Source organism: Mesorhizobium sp. M2A.F.Ca.ET.046.03.2.1, assembly GCF_003952425.1.
Taxonomy (GTDB): Bacteria; Pseudomonadota; Alphaproteobacteria; order Rhizobiales; family Rhizobiaceae; genus Mesorhizobium.
Window position 1 is genome coordinate 6723669 of the sequence record NZ_CP034449.1, and the last position, 15559, is coordinate 6739227.

The following is a 15559-nucleotide window of genomic DNA, read 5'->3' on the forward strand; positions in this document are numbered from 1 at the left end:
CGGCGGCGGCTTTTGTTGTTTTTCCCGGGACTTTATCCAATGGACATTTCGCGCAGCGCATGACCCCGAAAATCGGAACCGATTTTCGGAAAGGATCATGCGCCAACCAAGAGTGCCACAGCGTCCTTTTGCGCGTCCGAGACGCGCGGCGCTGTGGGGAACAGCGCATACTGCATCTGCTCGCGCAGGGCGGGCGTATCGAAATCGAAAAAAACGAGAGTAAAAAGATCGCCTCCGTCCAGTGCCTGACCCGCGACGGCTGGCGCTATCCTGGCTTCGACCTGGAGCTCTTTCGACGACTGAGGCGCAAGAAAGCGGTTTCTTCGACGGAAGCCGGCCCCTACCGCATCACCCGGCGCGGGCTGCAGCTCGTCCACGCCGAGCTCGACAACCGCTAATGCCCAATGCCGCCGGCCGAAAAACCGGCGGCATATGTCGCACGCTAGGCGGTGGCGATGTAGGCCCTGATCTCCTCGGCTTCGCGCTCGACGTCCTCGATGCGGCGCTTGACCACGTCGCCGATGGAGACGATGCCGTCGAGCAGGCCGTTTTTCTCCACCGGCAGATGGCGGAAGCGGCCCCTCGTCATGATCTCCATGACCTCGTTGACCGTGTGGTTTTCGTTGCAGATCTTCACCTTCGGTGTCATCGCAGAGCGCACGGCGATGTCGAGCGCGGCGGCGCCCTCCCTGGCCAGGACCTTGACGACGTCGCGCTCCGAGAGGATGCCGACAATCTTCCGGTCGCCATTGGTGATGACGAGCGCGCCGATCCTGTGCTCGGCCAGCATGCGAATGGCCTCGCTGAGTTTCTCATTGGGCCCGAGCGTGAACACGTCATGGCCCTTGCTTTCGAGAATTGCCTTAACCGTCATGGCGTCCTCCACTGCCTTTGACGCCGGCTCCCCGCCCCGACCGGCTTTTCAGCCCCTGCGCCCCTAGGAAGACACCGGGTGCTTAGCAAACATGGTGCGCCGTGATTGGTTGCTTTTCAAGTGCGCCTAAGGAGTAGGCGGCAGCCGGCGGCGGTCGAAGAAACGCAATCCGAAGAAGCCGGCGATGAAGCCGCCAATATGGGCTTCCCAGGCGATCTGGCCGTCGACACCCGGCGCGAAGCCGAGCAGGCCGGTTGCCAGATTGATCACCATCCAGACGCCAAGAAAGGTCATGACGCCGCGCGAGCGCAACACGGCCGCGATCGGCAACGGCTCGCCGGCGAAGGCCGCCCTGCCGGACGACCGGTCGATGCGGAAGCCATAGCGCGCGGCCGCGCCCATCATGCCGGAAATCGCCCCCGACGCGCCGACGAGCGGCACCTCGCCATAGGGATGCAGCGCCCAGAACAGAACAACCGAAGCCAGCCCGGTCACCGCGTAGAATATGGCGAAACGCAGCGCGCCGAGACGATTGGCGAGCGGCGAGCCGAAGGCCGCCAGCCAGATCATGTTGATGGCGATGTGGGCAATGCCACCATGCATGAACGCATAGGTGAATGGACGCGTGAACGAGAACCAGTCGAAGCCATACTTGCCGGTGTAGAGCACCGGAATGAAGGCTCCGTCGTAGAGCAGTACCATGTTCTGCGCATCGTCCAGGACATATTGCTGCAACAGAAAGACAGCCGCGCAAATGCCGATCGCGGCCAACACCACTGGCGGCAGGTTGAACACCGGTTCGCGGCGCCTTGGCTCTGGAGCCTCGTCCGGCGGCGGTTCGTTCTCAGTGGGGCTTACAGGCTCGCTCATGCGCCCTTGCGGTCCGGGAGTCAGGGATTTCGACGAGCATGTAGATCACGCTTTTTCGAATCACAAATGGCTATTCGCCACAGGACGCGTGCGGGAGAAGGCGCGAATCAGAACGGGAACGAATCAAAAAGAAGGCCGTCCAGGTGTCCCCCTGGACGGCCGGTCGAGTCCCCTGCTCCCCGTAAACTCTGACTGAAGTGCTGCCGGTCGTCGCTAGAACGGCCGTTTTGGAGTGGTTTTGATGTGCCACGGGCCTCGGCGGCACGCAATGTAAACCATTTGTTAACCTTAACGACCCCGAGGCGTGAACAAACGTTAACGATACTGGCACGCATCCTGCTCCGCACCGCATGAAGGTCATCGGAGGGCGCCCTGTCTGTTCGCCGATGGGACATCAAAAGACAGATTGTGCGGAGCGGAATGGACATGAAAGAAAAAGGATCGATCGCGCTGTTCCAATATTGGAATCAGTTGCGTGATGGCCGCCTCGCCCCGAAGCGATCGGAAGTGGAGCCAGCCGACATCAAGTCGCTTCTGGCCGACACCTTCATCCTAGAGCGCGACACGCGCGGCGAAGCGGTGTTTCGGCTGGCCGGCACGAGGCTCTGCGCCTATTACGGACGCGAGCTCAAGGGCTTCTCTTTTCCTTCGCTGTGGCGCGAGAAGGACCAGCGTCTGGTGTCGCGGCTGATGCAGGGCGTTTTCGATCAGAAATCGGTGCTGCTCATGACCTACGAGGGATTCAGCCGCAACGGCCGCTCCAACAAATTCGAGCTCCTTGCGCTGCCGTTGGATGGGGGCCACGAGAACCCGCGCTGCCTCGGCATTTTCAGCACCGTCGAAAAGCCGTTCTGGCTTGGCGCCGACCCGCTTGCCGACGCGCTTATCGACACGATCCGGGTGATAGATCCCGAGAAGGAACCGATGTTCCTGAAGAACCGGCCGGCGATCGAGGTTCCCTCGCTCGTTCCGTCCGAATTCGATCCCCCGGAAACCATCTCGGCGCTCGGCCGCGTGCGCCGCATCCGCCACCTCGTCGTCCTCGACGGCGGACGTCACGAATGAGCCCGGCCGCGCGGGATTTTCCCCTCACGCGTGGTTAATTTTTCCCCGTCGCGCGAGTCTCCTGGCCCGGGCTTTCGCGGCCGATTTTTCCCGTTTGTTAACCTGCTTTGCTGTAGTTTTTCGGGCGAAATTCCACGCATCGTCGCGCGGAATGCCATTGGGGTGCAGGCAGTCATGAGGTCAGCGGCGGTAGAATTTGCACCGTCACGAGCTGAGCGGCGCAACTTTCAGCGTGTCCGGGTCAAGATTTACGGACGCTTCATGCTGGAAGACCGCACCGAGCATCCATGCCAGGTGATCGATATGTCGCCAGGCAATGTCGCGCTGCGCACCGACCGCATCGGCATGCCGGGCGAGAAGGTCATCGCCTATATCGACCATATCGGCCGTGTCGAGGGTATCGTGACGCGCACGTCGCCGGACGGTTTCGCCATGACTGTCATCGCCTCCGATCGCAAGAAGGACAAGCTTGCCGCGCAGCTCACCTGGCTTGCCAACAAGCATGAGCTGGACCTGCCCGAGGACCGTCGCCACGAGCGCGTGGCGCCGCGCAACCCGATGAGCGTCCTGCAGCTCACCGACGGGCGCCAGTATCAGTGCCGCATCATCGACCTGTCGCTCTCGGGCGCCGCGATCGAGATCGACGTCAAGCCGGCGATCGGCATCCAGGTCATGCTTGGAACCATGCGCGGCCAGGTGGTGCGCCATTTCGAGGACGGCGTCGCCATCGAATTCGCCGTCATTCAGCGGCCGGAAACGCTCGACCAGGAATTCAACGCGCCGCGGTCCTGACGCAAGCCACCGCAAAGCGAAAACGAACCGGCCCTCGGCGGCCGGTTTTTTGTTGCCCGGTTTTCACCCGAAATAGGCCACCCGGCACCTACCAAATCGTTACAAATCTGAACAACCCAGGCCCACGATAGTTCAAATTTTATGTTTATTCTACTGGCGTTTTACTCAATGTCTACTTCGAGTTTTTGCGTCAAATAAATCCCAACGTGGCACAGTCTCCTCAAACGGGGAGACTACAAGAATGAAAATGACGAGGGGCAAGCTGTTGCTCTTGGCAATGGCGATGCAGCTTTCCGCCTGGGGCACGGCAAGCGCAGGACCGGTGTTCATGCATACGGGTGGCCGCACCACCCAGCCGGTCGGTCACTATGATTTCTGTCAGCGCATTCCGGTCGAGTGCAACGAGCGGACGCCGAAGGGACCGCCGGTCGAACTGACGCGCAAGCTGTGGGCGACGATCATCAACATCAACAATTCGGTCAACGCCCGCGTCAAGCCGCGCACCGACATGGAAATCTACGGTGTCGAGGAATACTGGGCCTATCCCGACAATGGTGTTGGCGACTGCGAGGATTACGCGCTGGAGAAGCGCCGCGAGTTGATGGCCGCGGGTGTCCCGGCCGGCAATCTGTTGATGACGGTGGTGCGCCAGCCCAATGGCGACGGCCATGCCGTGCTCACCGTGCGCACCGGCCTCGGCGAGTTCATCCTCGACAATCTCGAGCCGAAAGTGCTCGCCTGGAACGATACGGTCTACACCTATCTCAAGCGCCAATCGACTGAGAATTCCGGCGTTTGGGTGACGATCAACGACGGCCGCGAGGACGCGGTCGCCAGCGTCCGCTAAGGCGCCGAAGCGATCGGGCATGTCGCGGCGACGCGGCGGCGTGCCCAGGAAGAAAGCCCGGTCGAGTCCCCACCCTCCCCGTCCCCAACGACCGGGTTTTAGGAGCCGGCCCCTGTCCCCGGGGCCGGCTCCGCTGTTTCGGGCTAGGCCTGTCGAAGGCAGCGATCGGGGTTCTTGCCGACGGCCTCTGCCGAGACGGCCTTTCCGAGCGAGGCGGAAGGGAGCAATATAGCTCGCTCATTGCGGATGAAGGCGATGCTGGAAATCCCTGAGGAACGCGGCGCCCGCCATCTGTTGTTCAAGGCCATAGACGAGGCGTTCAAGGCCGGAGATTTCGCGGCTCTGGGTGTTGCGCTCGGCGGCTCTGCGCGCTGGTTCGACGAGCGGATGCCGTTCGAGCTCGGCCTTGGTCATCCGCTGGAATATGCGATCTACTGGAGCCCGGCCGCCTTCATCACCGCCTTGCTCGATGCCGGCTCGAACCCGAACTATGACGATCCCGCCGGGTTTCCTTCGATCATTGCGGCGTTGTCGACGGAACGGCCGGACCGGCTGGACGTCATCCATATCCTGCTCGAGCATGGCGCCGACCCGAACATGCGCGGCGTGAGCGACTGGACGCCCCTGCACTACGCGGTTTCGCGGCGTGACGCCGAGGCGATTCAGCTGCTGCTGCTCTCGGGCGCGGATCCATCGCTAAGAACCCGCATCGACGACTATGAGACACCATTGGAAGGCGCGGAAGAGGCCGGCTTCGAGGCCGGCGCCTTGCTGCTGCGTGAAGCGATGGACAGCCGCCGATGACGCGCGGCGCGCGGCCGCCGTTATACCACCGTTAGCTTGGCCTTGAAGCGTTTGGCGTTGGCCACATAGTGAGCCGCCGAGGCGCGCAGGCGCTCGACCGCCGCTTCATCCAGCGTCCTGATCACCTTTGCGGGCGAGCCGACGATCAGCGAATTGTCTGGAAAAACCTTGTTTTCCGTCACCAGCGCGCCGGCGCCGACCAGCGAGTTGTTGCCGATCCTGGCGCCGTTCAGCACGATGGCGCCCATGCCGATCAGGCTGTTGTCGCCGATCGTGCAGCCATGCAGCAGAGCCCTATGACCGATCGTGCAGCCTTCGCCGATGGTCAGTGGAAAGCCCGGATCGGTGTGCATGATCGTATGTTCCTGCACATTGGTGTCGGCGCCGATCGTGATGCGCTCGCCATCGCCGCGGATGGCGACGCCGAACCAGAAGCCGACATTGCGGCCGATCCTGATACTGCCGATCAGCGTGGCGTCCGGCGCGATCCAGTTCGTATCGGCGTCCTCGAACTCGGGCGCCTTCCCATCGATCGCATAGACCGGCATTTTCGTCTCCGATTCGTCTCAACCAGCGAATTCAAAAGACCCTAAGTTCTCGGTCGCCCAGGATGCAATGGCGATGAGCACGACGCCAAGCGCCAGAGCCCAGACGATGGCCGTGCAGCCGCAGGACAACAGCGCCATCGTGCCGATGCGGCCCTCGCGCCGGGCGGCCAAGGCTTCGTTGGTAAGCATGAACGGTCCGGCGCAGGCCGTTGCCGCGAGCGAGCGCAGGATATGGACCGGCGAAACATAGGGCTCGGCGAAGGCCAGGCGTCGTCCGGAGAAAAGCTCCATGGCCGATCCGGCCAATCCGCAAGCCGTGATACCAATCGCAAACGCGTAAAGAACAAGCACAACGGGCTCCATGTTTACCAACCGTTTACCATGAAAACGCACAGTCGTGCCAACGCGCTGCAAGAGCCATGCCGCGCAGGCTGTGCCGCCGAAGGACAGGTGGGCGGATCGGGAAAGAGCGATGAGAGACGCAACGGCTGCCGAGAGCCCGGACTTCGAGGTCGTCGATTCGACCCTGATGAAGCGGGTCTTCTATATTTTCGCGGCTCTGGCGCTGCTTTCGGTGGCGATCAGCGTCGGCGGCAAATGGCTCGGACGGTCGATCGCCATGGCGGGCTATTCGGATGACACCATGGTGCGCCAGATCGTCATGGGCAACAATCTGATCAGCGTGCCGGCAAACTTCATCCGCTTCGACCAGGCCAGGCGCGACGGCATCGCCTCGCGGCTCGATCTCTATCTGCGCTATCCCGAGATGGACGGCTACAGCGCGGCCGCGCGTGACGACTTCAACCACACGACGACCAGGAAGATCATCTTCCTGTCGTTCGAGCCGCGCATGATGTCGCGCGACATGAGCGGCCGTTTCGCGCCGATCTACAGCGCCCTGATCGAAAAGCCCGGCACCCCTGGCCCGGGCGGCACGACGGTTTACGCTTTCAGCGAAAAATCAGGCTATCTCAACGAGGTGCTGGCCGTCGCCGAGCGTCCCGGCAAGGATCCGTTTGTCGCCCGCTGCCTCAGCGGGCCGAGCGCGGAGGAATCGCTGGCGCCTTGCGAGCGCGACATCCAGGTCGGCGACGATCTCAGCCTCACCTTCCGCTTTCCGCGCGAGCTGCTGGCGAACTGGCCGGCGCTGGACGCGGCGATTGCCGCCAAGGTGGCGAGCATCCTGAAGACGGGACACTGAGGGCTGGCTCAACGCTTCTCCGCCTCGGGCGCCAAGACATTGTCTGGCATCGCGCTGCCAAGGCGCGCTAAAGATCTACCATGATGCCAGCCTATCTCGCCTTCGACCCGACCCGTCGCCGCCTGCATCTCGATCCGCACGAGCCGGCCTTCGTGCAGAACCCTTACGAGGCCTATGCCTTCCTGCGTGGCACCGCCAACGCCTTCTTCTGGGAAGACTACGGCTTCTGGTGCTTCGGCGGCTTTGACGACGTCAACCGCTTGCTGCGCGACCGCCGTTTCGGCCGCCAGAACCCGGCGGGGATTCCCGACAGCCGCGGCGTTGGCGAAGACCGCTCGCACCTCGTGGCCTTTGATGCGATCGAGGCCAACTCCATGCTGGAACTCGAGCCGCCGGTGCACACGCGGCTCAGAACGCTGGTAAACCGCGCCTTCGTCTCGCGCCAGGTCGAACGGCTCAGGCCACGAATCGAGGCCTTGGCCAACGAGTTGGTCGACCGCTTCGAGCCAGACGGCGTCGACCTTTTGCCGGCCTACGCCTCGCCTTTGCCGATCACCATCATCGCCGAGATGCTCGGCGTTCCAGTCGAGATGGGGCCGCAACTGCTCGACTGGTCGCACCAGATGGTCGCCATGTACATGCATGGCCGCACACGCGAAACCGAGGACACAGCCAACCGCGACGCACGCGATTTTGCCGCGTTCCTGCGCGGCTACGTCGCCGAGCGGCGCAAGAAGCCGGGCGACGATCTGCTTTCCCTGCTGATCGAGGCCCAGGACAACGGCCAGAGGCTGTCGGAAGACGAGCTGGTGTCCTCGGCCATCCTGCTTCTTAACGCCGGTCATGAAGCGACGGTGCACCAGACCGGCAATGCGGTGCGCTCGATCCTGGCGCAAGGTGGCGATCCGCGCCGCTTCTTCGCGACACCCGAGGCGAATGCCGCGACAGTTGAGGAATGCCTGCGCTACGACGCGCCGCTGCACATGTTCCTGCGCTATGCCTATGAGGAGATCGAAGTGTCACCAGGCATCGTGGTCAAGCCCGGCGAGGTGGTCGCGCTTCTGCTCGGCATGGCCAATCACGATCCCCAGGCTTTTGCCGAGCCCGACACCTTCAATCCGGCCCGCGCGGACCAGAAGAATGTCTCCTTCGGCGCCGGCATCCATTTCTGCATCGGCGCGCCGCTGGCGCGGCTTGAGTTGCAGGTCTCGCTGAAGACGCTGTTCGACCGGCTGCCGGAACTACGCCTGGCGGAGACGCCGCGCTTCCGCGACACTTATCATTTCCACGGGCTGGAGCGGGTTGCCGTGACTTTTTGATAGGCGAACCGACCCTGCCTAGAGCAGCCAAAATTGTCGTTCGGGAACCTAGAACATGAAATTCGCCTACCTGCAGGAACCACCCTTCTGCTTCACCGACGCATCGGGCTCGGTCGTCGGCTGCGACGTGGAACTCGCCAAGCGGATATGCCAGATGCTCGGGCTGGGCGAGTTTTCGCCCGTCGAAGCCGAGTTCGCTGAACTGCTTCCCGGGCTGGTGGACAACCGATGGGACATGACGACGGGCCTGTTCATCTCGGACGAGCGCAAAAGGCTCGTTGAGTTTACGCGCCCGATCTGGTCGCTGCCTGACGGACTGATGGTGGCGAAGAACAATCCGTTGGGGCTGGAGGGCTACCGCTCGCTTGCCCTGCACCCTTCAGCGGTACTTGCAGTGATATCGGACCAGGTTCAGCATCAAACCGCGTTGCAGAATGGCGTTCCGCCCAATCGGGTCAGGATATTTGCGACGCAGGCTCAGGCGGCGGGGGCCGTGGCGAAGGATATGGCGCAGGCCTATGCCAGCGTCGACATGGCGCATCGCGGCTACATTGCCCAGCGCCCCGACGAGCGGCTCGATGTCGTCGAGGTTCCCGCATCGGAGAAGCGGCCGGCCGCCGGCGCGTTCGCATTGGCCAAGGGCAATGCCGCGTTGCGCGAGCGGATCGATCGGTGCCTGAGCGATCTGCTCGGAAGTGCGTGGCACCGGAAGATGATGAGCGAATGTGGTTTTTCCGACGACGATGTCGACCGACTGTTGTGAGCCGGCCGAAACCGTCAAAGCTTGATCACATATTCCTTGCGCGTCGTCTCGAGCACTTCCCAGGTGCCCTTGAAGCCCGGCCTGAGCACGAAGCTGTCGCCGGCCCGCACGGTGCGCGCCTCGCCGCCGTCTTCGGCGATCACCGAGACGCCGGACAGGATGTGGCAGAATTCCCATTCGTCGTAGGAGATGCGCCATTTGCCCGGCGTCGCCTCCCAGATCCCGGCATAGAGGCCGCCGTCGCGCTCCTCGACATTCCAGGTGCGGAATTTCGGATCGCCCGAGATCACCCGGTCCGGGGCCGGCGCACCGGCCTCCGGCTCGACGCTGTCGACACTGACCGCAAGAAAGGCAGACATATCAGACCTTGCTCAACGCCTGCTCAAGATCGGCGACGATGTCGTTGACGTCCTCGATGCCGATCGACAGCCGCACCGTATCCGGCCCGGCGCCGGCCGTGACCTTCTGCTCGTCGGAGAGCTGGCGGTGCGTGGTCGAGGCCGGATGGATGACCAGCGACTTGGTGTCGCCGACATTGGCGAGGTGCGAGAACAATTCCAGCGCCTCGACGAATTTGACACCGGCCTCGTAACCGCCCTTGAGGCCGAATGTGAAGACCGCGCCGGCGCCCTGCGGCGAATATTTCTTCTGCAGCGCGTTGTTCTTGTCGCTGGGCAGTCCGGGATAATTCACCCAGGCGACCTTGGGATGGTTGGAGAGCCAGCCGGCGACGCTCGCGGCGTTGTCGCAATGGCGCTGCATCCTGAGCGGCAGCGTCTCCAGGCCGGTCAGGATCAGGAAGGCGTTGAAGGGCGAGATCGCCGGTCCGAGATCGCGCAGGCCAAGCACGCGCGCTGCGATGGCGAAAGCGAAATTGCCAAAAGTCTCGTGCAGGACGAGCCCGCCATATTCGGGGCGCGGCTCCGACAGCATCGGGTATTTGCCCGACTTCGACCAGTCGAACGTGCCGCCGTCGACGATGACGCCGCCGATCGAATTGCCGTGGCCGCCGATGAATTTTGTCAGCGAATGGACGACGATGTCGGCACCGTGTTCGATCGGCCGCACCAGATAGGGCGAAGCCAGCGTGTTGTCGACGATCAATGGCAGGCCATGCTTGCGGGCGATGTCGCCGATCTTCTCGATGTCGACGAAAACGCCGCCAGGATTGGCGAGGCTTTCGATGAAGATCGCCTTGGTTCTGTCGTCGATCTGGTTCTCGAAGGTCGAGAGGTCGTTGACGTCGGCCCAGCGCACTTCCCAGCCATAATTCTTGAAGGCGTGGCCGAACTGGTTGATCGAACCGCCATAGAGCTTGTTGGCGGCGATGAAATTGTCGCCCGGCTGCATCAGGTTGTGAAACACGATTACCTGCGCGGCATGGCCGGAGGCGACGGCAAGTGCGGCGGTGCCGCCTTCCAGCGCGGCGACGCGCTCCTCGAGCACCGCCTGCGTCGGGTTCATGATGCGGGTGTAGATATTGCCGAAGGCCTTCAGCCCAAACAGCGAAGCGGCATGGTCGGCATCGTCGAAGACAAAGGAGGTGGTTTGATAGATCGGCGTGGCCCTGGCGCCGGTCGCCGGATCGGGCTTGGCGCCGGCATGAACGGCCAAGGTGTTGAAACCGGGCGTACGGGTCATCTAAATCTTCCTCTCCTGATCTTCGAAAAAACGCCGGGCATTCTTGGCGAAGCCCGGGTTGGAATGCAAAGAAGAAAATACCTTTCAGGGCGCGATCTGCGACCAACGCCCGAGAAAATCCGTTTCTTCCCGGAATAATTTTGCGCGCGCCGCTAGGTGCCTACTTCTGGCGCACGCCGAAGCTCTGAAACCCCTGGCGCATCAAGGGTTTCTTCGACGACAGAACGCCGGAGTTGACGCCGGTCCAGCCGATCTCGCCGGACAGCTTGCCGTATTCGATCTTCGGGCAGCGGTTCATCACCATCTTGATGCCGGCCGCCTCGGCGCGGGCGGCGGCCTCGTCATGACGCACGCCAAGCTGCATCCAGACGACCTTGGGCAACGGGTCGAGCTTCAGCACCTGGTCGACGATTCCCGGCACCGCCGAGGAAGCGCGAAAAATGTCGATCATGTCGACCGGCTGTGGCAGGTCGGCCAGGCTGGCATAGACAGTGCGGCCCAGGATCTCCTTGCCGGCATGGCCGGGGTTGATCGGGAACACCGAAAAGCCTTTGGCCAATAGATATTTCAACACGAAGTAGCTCGGCCGCACATCGTTGGGCGACGCGCCGATCATGGCGATCGTCTTCACCGAGTTCAAAATGCCGGCGATGTAGGCGTTGTCGTAAGTGTCGTGATTCATGGTTCGTCCTCATACAGCGCTTCGGCGAGAAAGGCAGCCGGGTCGCTGCAGAAGTCGCGCATCATGCGAAAATGATCGGTATCCTGAAAATCGATCGGGTCGAGGCCGAAGCGGCTGATGCGGAAGAGCCGCGCATACGGACAGGCCATCAGCAGCGGCGAGTGCGTCGCCATGATCACCTGCGCCGTGCCGGATTGCTCCATGCGTTGAAGCAATTTGAGCAACTCGATCTGGCGCGTCGGCGACAGCGCGCTTTCGGGCTCGTCGAGGATGTAGATGCCTTGCCGGCGGCAGCGCTCCTCGAAGAAGCGGATGAAGCCTTCGCCATGCGACCAGGACAGGAAGTCGGGTGGCGGTGGCCTGAACGGATCTTCGAGCGCAACCTTATCGAGATAGCGCGCGACCGAGTAGAACGATTCAGCGCGGAAGAACCAGCCGGCGGTGACTTTCGGCAGCCAATGGCCACGCAGCGTGTCCGCAAGCGCCGCGCCGCTTTTGTCGATGGCGATGGAATGATCTACCGGACGATACCCCTTGCCGCCGCCTGCCTCGTCATAGCCTGCCAATGCTCCGATCGCTTCCAGCAGCGTCGATTTGCCGGTGCCGTTCTCGCCGACGATAATGGTGATGGCCGAGGCGAATTCGAACTCGAATTCGCGGTCGCGAAAAATCGGCAAGTTCCAGGGATATTTATCCCAATCGGCAACGCGCGACGGCTCAAGCAGGATGCGCTTGAGATAGGGTGCCTTCAGCCGCGTCAGTTGCTTGCGGGCAGCCACGTCGAACCTTCAGCGATGGGATGGTGCGGCTCCATGCAAACCGGCTACTCGTCGGACCATTGCGGCTTGCGCTTGCCGATGAAGGCGCCGATGCCTTCCTCGGCGTCGCGCGCCAGCATGTTCTCGACCATCACGCGGCCGGTATAGGCATAGGCGTCGGCCAGCCCCATTTCGGCCTGGGCGTAGAAGGCTTCCTTGCCGGTGTTGACCACCAAAGATGACTTGGAAGCAATGGTTTGGGCGTATTTGTCGACAACCTGGTTGAGATATTCACGCGGCACGATGCGATTGATCAGGCCGAATTCCTTGGCGGTCGCGGCGTCGATCGTCTCGCCGGTGAGCAGCATTTCCATCGCCTGCTTGCGCGAGACATTGCGCGACAGCGCCACCATGGGCGTCGAGCAGAACAGCCCGATATTGACGCCCGGCGTGCAGAAGGTGGCCTCGTGCGAGGCGATGGCGAGGTCGCAGCTCGCGACCAGTTGCAGACCGGCGGCGGTGGCGAGACCGTCGACCTCGGCGATGACCGGCTTCGGGTGGCGAACGATGGTCTGCATCAACATCGCGCAGGCAGCGAAGGTTCTTTCGAAGAAGGCTTTGCCGCGGTCCGGCTCGGCGCGGTGCGCCGTCATCTCCTTGAGGTCGTGACCGGCGCAGAACACTTTTCCGGACGCAGCCAGGATGATGACGCGCACGGATTTGTCGGCCTTCACGCGATCGAACTCTGCCTGCAGCGCTGCCATCGTCGCCAGCGACAGCGCATTGGCCGGCGGGCTGGCAAGCGTGAGGCGCAGGACGCCCTTGTCCCGACTGACAAGAACGGGGCCGTCGGCGACGGCGGGCTTGATGGCAACGACTTCAGCCATGTCCAACCTTTCGGGTCAGCGCTCGCGGCGCATGGAGCAACAGAACTAGCACGCTGCCGGTTGAAGAACAGCCGCGAGGCGTGTTTTCTCCGTCGCACCGTTTGGTCCAGGCATATCGCCCGGAGCTTGTCACCTCATATAGGACGTTGCCCATGCCCGCCCAAAGCGATCTGAAGCCAATGCTCGATGCGGCCGAAGTCAATGCGCTGATGGCAAGCGTCTATCCGCAGCTCAACGACAGTTTCACCTCCTATGAGGCGATCGACGTATTTCCCGGCGGCTGCACGGTTCGGCTCAACGCCGACGAACGGCATCTGCGTCCCGGCGGCACGGTGTCCGGTCCGTCGCTGTTCACGCTGGCCGACATCGGCGGCTATGTCTGCGTGCTCAGCCACGCCGGACCGGACGCGCGGTCGGTGACCGTCAATCTCGACATCAACTTCATGCGCAAGGCCGAAGCCGGTCCAATCGACGGCCATTGCCGGATCCTGAAGCTCGGCAAGAGCCTGATGGTGTTCGACATCGACATCGTGGCGGGCCCGGATGGGCACACTGTGGCCCATGCCACGGGGACCTATTCGATCCCTCGTAAGTCTTCTCAAACTTGATATCGCAGCGAGATGTGTATATATATGCGCATAGGTGACATTTGATCGAGCGTGACAGCCGCCGCATCATAAAGCGGCTGAGAGACGACGGCTTCGAATTGGTCTCAGTTCGGGGCTCGCATCACAAATTCCGGAAAGGCGCCATCGTGCTTGTCGTTCCGCACCCGGAAAAAGATCTGCCAGTCGGCACTGCTCGCGCGATCGCCAAACAGGCAGGCTGGATTCGCTAGACCTGAAGTATACAATCAGGAGACTGTAATGAAGAACTACTTCGCGCTGGTTGAGAAGGATGCCGACAGCGCATTTGGTATTCGCTTCCCCGACATTCCGGGCTGTTTTTCAGCGGCCGATGTACCCGAGGATATCGTGCCGAATGCAATCGAGGCCCTGCAACTTTGGGCCGAGGATATGTCCGTGCCTGAACCCTCCAGCCATGAGGCGATTGTATCGCTTGCCGATATCCGTACCGCGCTATCTGAAGGAGCTTATCTGGTCTCCGTGCCGCTGATCGACAATGACAGTGCCGTGGTCAGGGCGAACGTGACATTCGAACGCGGTGTCCTGCGCGCAATCGATGCCGCCGCGCGCGAGCGCGGCATCACCAGGTCCGCATTTCTCTCAAGCGCCGCCCGCAGGGAAATTGAGGCAAAGCACTAGCGCGAGGGCGACTGGCATCGATTACTTTTGTGGTAAAATAATACCGTTCAGCCAAGCCATTGTTTTTTCTTTATTTTACTCGCTAAACGCATTTTCCGCTGCCTTGACGTATAAAGTGCCCTCGCCTATAAGCCCTCGCGAAGCAGCGGCCCGCAACGGCCGCCGTTTTGTTATTGGCGGGTGGCTCGGCTTTCCGTCAATCCAAGCAACAAGAAACGCCTTCTCTTGTCCCTCGTGGACGAGAAAGGTCAACCTGAGAGCAAAACCATGGCTACCTTTTCGCAGAAGCCTGCGGATGTGGTGAAGAAGTGGGTGCTGATCGACGCCGAAGGTCTCGTCGTCGGTCGTCTGGCCACCGTCATCGCCAACCATCTGCGCGGCAAGCACAAGCCCACCTTCACCCCGCATGTCGATGATGGCGACAACGTCATCGTCATCAATGCCGACAAGGTGGTGTTCACCGGCAAAAAATACACCGACAAGGTCTATTACTGGCACACTGGCCATCCCGGCGGCATCAAGGAGCGCACCGCGCGCCAGCTGCTCGAGGGCCGTTTCCCCGAGCGCGTCGTCGAGAAGGCCGTCGAGCGCATGATCCCGCGCGGCCCGCTTGGCCGCCGTCAGATGAAGAATCTCCGCGTCTATGCCGGCGCCGAGCATCCGCACACCGCTCAGCAGCCCGTCACGCTCGACGTGGCCAAGCTGAACTCCAAGAACAAGAGGGCTTCGTAATGGCTGAGCTTTCCTCGCTCGCAGAACTCGGCACCGTCGCCGCGCAGCCGGCCGCGCCCGTGCATGTCCAGAAGCTCGACAAGTCGGGCCGCGCTTACGCCACCGGCAAGCGCAAGAACGCCATCGCGCGCGTCTGGGTGAAGCCGGGCTCCGGCAAGATCACTGTCAACGACAAGGAATTCGCGACCTATTTCGCGCGTCCGGTGCTGCAGATGATCCTCAACCAGCCGATCGTCGCGGCCAACCGCGCCGGCCAGTACGACATCGTCGCCACCGTCATCGGCGGCGGCCTCTCCGGTCAGGCCGGTGCGGTCCGTCACGGCATCTCCAAGGCGCTGACCTACTATGAGCCGGGCCTGCGCTCGGTGCTCAAGAAGGGCGGATTCCTGACCCGCGACAGCCGCGTGGTCGAGCGCAAGAAGTACGGCAAGGCGAAAGCCCGCCGCAGCTTCCAGTTCTCGAAGCGCTAAGCGCTGGGAAATCCAAGCTTTCGAAAAGGCCGCCTCCGAGC

The 15559-nt window shown here is 62.2% G+C and carries 22 protein-coding genes; 13 read left to right on the forward strand and 9 right to left on the reverse strand.

The window, feature by feature from the left end:
• Positions 1 to 128 precede the first annotated feature (128 nt).
• On the forward strand, positions 129 to 398 hold the full coding sequence (locus EJ072_RS32145) for a YjhX family toxin (RefSeq protein ID WP_245467390.1): 270 nt from the start codon (positions 129 to 131) through the stop codon (positions 396 to 398).
• A gap of 44 nt (positions 399 to 442) precedes the next feature.
• Here EJ072_RS32145 and EJ072_RS32150 read toward each other — a convergent pair whose 3' ends face one another.
• Positions 443 to 874, reverse strand: coding sequence for a CBS domain-containing protein (locus tag EJ072_RS32150; protein WP_126082848.1), 432 nt, complete (start codon positions 872 to 874; stop codon positions 443 to 445).
• A 126-nt stretch (positions 875 to 1000) separates the two neighbouring features.
• Positions 1001 to 1744 (reverse strand): rhomboid family intramembrane serine protease, encoded by a 744-nt coding sequence (locus EJ072_RS32155; protein ID WP_126082849.1) that lies wholly within the window; start codon positions 1742 to 1744, stop codon positions 1001 to 1003.
• A gap of 426 nt (positions 1745 to 2170) precedes the next feature.
• On the opposite strand from EJ072_RS32155, the gene EJ072_RS32160 reads away from it, so the two are divergent.
• From EJ072_RS32160 to EJ072_RS32175, 4 genes are all read left to right on the forward strand, one after another.
• Positions 2171 to 2809: a PAS domain-containing protein gene (locus tag EJ072_RS32160; RefSeq protein ID WP_126082850.1), complete on the forward strand. Its 639-nt coding sequence runs from the start codon at positions 2171 to 2173 to the stop codon at positions 2807 to 2809.
• Positions 2810 to 2983: 174 nt separating this feature from the next.
• Positions 2984 to 3601 carry a PilZ domain-containing protein gene (locus EJ072_RS32165; protein WP_126061083.1) on the forward strand — a complete coding sequence of 206 codons (618 nt, stop codon included), beginning with the start codon at positions 2984 to 2986 and terminating at the stop codon, positions 3599 to 3601.
• 241 nt (positions 3602 to 3842) lie between these two features.
• The gene (locus EJ072_RS32170; protein ID WP_126082851.1) at positions 3843 to 4448 is read left to right on the forward strand and encodes a transglutaminase-like cysteine peptidase; all 606 of its coding nucleotides are present in this window, start codon (positions 3843 to 3845) and stop codon (positions 4446 to 4448) included.
• Positions 4449 to 4703: 255 nt separating this feature from the next.
• The gene (locus EJ072_RS32175; RefSeq protein WP_126082852.1) at positions 4704 to 5252 is read left to right on the forward strand and encodes an ankyrin repeat domain-containing protein; all 549 of its coding nucleotides are present in this window, start codon (positions 4704 to 4706) and stop codon (positions 5250 to 5252) included.
• Positions 5253 to 5272: 20 nt separating this feature from the next.
• On the opposite strand, the gene EJ072_RS32180 is transcribed toward EJ072_RS32175, so the two are convergent.
• Positions 5273 to 5800: a gamma carbonic anhydrase family protein gene (locus tag EJ072_RS32180; protein WP_126082853.1), complete on the reverse strand. Its 528-nt coding sequence runs from the start codon at positions 5798 to 5800 to the stop codon at positions 5273 to 5275.
• Positions 5801 to 5818: 18 nt separating this feature from the next.
• Positions 5819 to 6163, reverse strand: coding sequence for a hypothetical protein (locus EJ072_RS32185; protein WP_126083819.1), 345 nt, complete (start codon positions 6161 to 6163; stop codon positions 5819 to 5821).
• A gap of 109 nt (positions 6164 to 6272) precedes the next feature.
• On the opposite strand from EJ072_RS32185, the gene EJ072_RS32190 reads away from it, so the two are divergent.
• The 3 genes from EJ072_RS32190 (at position 6273) to EJ072_RS32200 (ending at position 9083) form a co-directional block, all read left to right on the forward strand.
• On the forward strand, positions 6273 to 7001 hold the full coding sequence (locus EJ072_RS32190) for a hypothetical protein (protein ID WP_126082854.1): 729 nt from the start codon (positions 6273 to 6275) through the stop codon (positions 6999 to 7001).
• Between the two features lie 80 nt (positions 7002 to 7081).
• On the forward strand, positions 7082 to 8320 hold the full coding sequence (locus EJ072_RS32195) for a cytochrome P450 (protein ID WP_126082855.1): 1239 nt from the start codon (positions 7082 to 7084) through the stop codon (positions 8318 to 8320).
• A 55-nt stretch (positions 8321 to 8375) separates the two neighbouring features.
• A complete protein-coding gene (locus tag EJ072_RS32200; protein WP_126082856.1) occupies positions 8376 to 9083 on the forward strand; it encodes a transporter substrate-binding domain-containing protein in 708 nt (235 codons plus the stop codon).
• Between the two features lie 14 nt (positions 9084 to 9097).
• On the opposite strand, the gene EJ072_RS32205 is transcribed toward EJ072_RS32200, so the two are convergent.
• The 5 genes from EJ072_RS32205 to EJ072_RS32225 form a co-directional block, all read right to left on the reverse strand.
• Positions 9098 to 9442 carry a cupin domain-containing protein gene (locus EJ072_RS32205; RefSeq protein WP_126082857.1) on the reverse strand — a complete coding sequence of 115 codons (345 nt, stop codon included), beginning with the start codon at positions 9440 to 9442 and terminating at the stop codon, positions 9098 to 9100.
• A 1-nt stretch (position 9443) separates the two neighbouring features.
• Positions 9444 to 10724 (reverse strand): O-acetylhomoserine aminocarboxypropyltransferase, encoded by a 1281-nt coding sequence (locus EJ072_RS32210; RefSeq protein WP_126082858.1) that lies wholly within the window; start codon positions 10722 to 10724, stop codon positions 9444 to 9446.
• 160 nt (positions 10725 to 10884) lie between these two features.
• On the reverse strand, positions 10885 to 11406 hold the full coding sequence (locus EJ072_RS32215) for a CoA-binding protein (protein ID WP_126082859.1): 522 nt from the start codon (positions 11404 to 11406) through the stop codon (positions 10885 to 10887).
• Positions 11403 to 12185: an AAA family ATPase gene (locus EJ072_RS32220; protein WP_126082860.1), complete on the reverse strand. Its 783-nt coding sequence runs from the start codon at positions 12183 to 12185 to the stop codon at positions 11403 to 11405. The genes EJ072_RS32215 and EJ072_RS32220 overlap by 4 nt, the downstream gene beginning before the upstream one ends.
• Before the next feature lie 44 nt (positions 12186 to 12229).
• On the reverse strand, positions 12230 to 13051 hold the full coding sequence (locus tag EJ072_RS32225) for an enoyl-CoA hydratase (RefSeq protein ID WP_126082861.1): 822 nt from the start codon (positions 13049 to 13051) through the stop codon (positions 12230 to 12232).
• Between the two features lie 152 nt (positions 13052 to 13203).
• Here EJ072_RS32225 and EJ072_RS32230 point away from each other — a divergent pair, with 152 nt between their 5' ends.
• From EJ072_RS32230 to rpsI, 5 genes are all read left to right on the forward strand, one after another.
• Positions 13204 to 13659: a PaaI family thioesterase gene (locus EJ072_RS32230; protein ID WP_126082862.1), complete on the forward strand. Its 456-nt coding sequence runs from the start codon at positions 13204 to 13206 to the stop codon at positions 13657 to 13659.
• Positions 13660 to 13703: 44 nt separating this feature from the next.
• Positions 13704 to 13889, forward strand: a complete 186-nt coding sequence (locus EJ072_RS32235) for a type II toxin-antitoxin system HicA family toxin (protein ID WP_126083820.1) — start codon at positions 13704 to 13706, stop codon at positions 13887 to 13889.
• Positions 13890 to 13917: 28 nt separating this feature from the next.
• On the forward strand, positions 13918 to 14316 hold the full coding sequence (locus tag EJ072_RS32240; protein WP_126082863.1) for a type II toxin-antitoxin system HicB family antitoxin: 399 nt from the start codon (positions 13918 to 13920) through the stop codon (positions 14314 to 14316).
• Between the two features lie 267 nt (positions 14317 to 14583).
• On the forward strand, positions 14584 to 15048 hold the full coding sequence (gene rplM / locus EJ072_RS32245; RefSeq protein WP_040983169.1) for a 50S ribosomal protein L13: 465 nt from the start codon (positions 14584 to 14586) through the stop codon (positions 15046 to 15048).
• Positions 15048 to 15518 (forward strand): 30S ribosomal protein S9, encoded by a 471-nt coding sequence (gene rpsI / locus EJ072_RS32250; protein WP_040999876.1) that lies wholly within the window; start codon positions 15048 to 15050, stop codon positions 15516 to 15518. Before rplM ends, rpsI begins: the two co-directional genes overlap by 1 nt.
• The last annotated feature ends 41 nt before the right edge of the window (positions 15519 to 15559 follow it).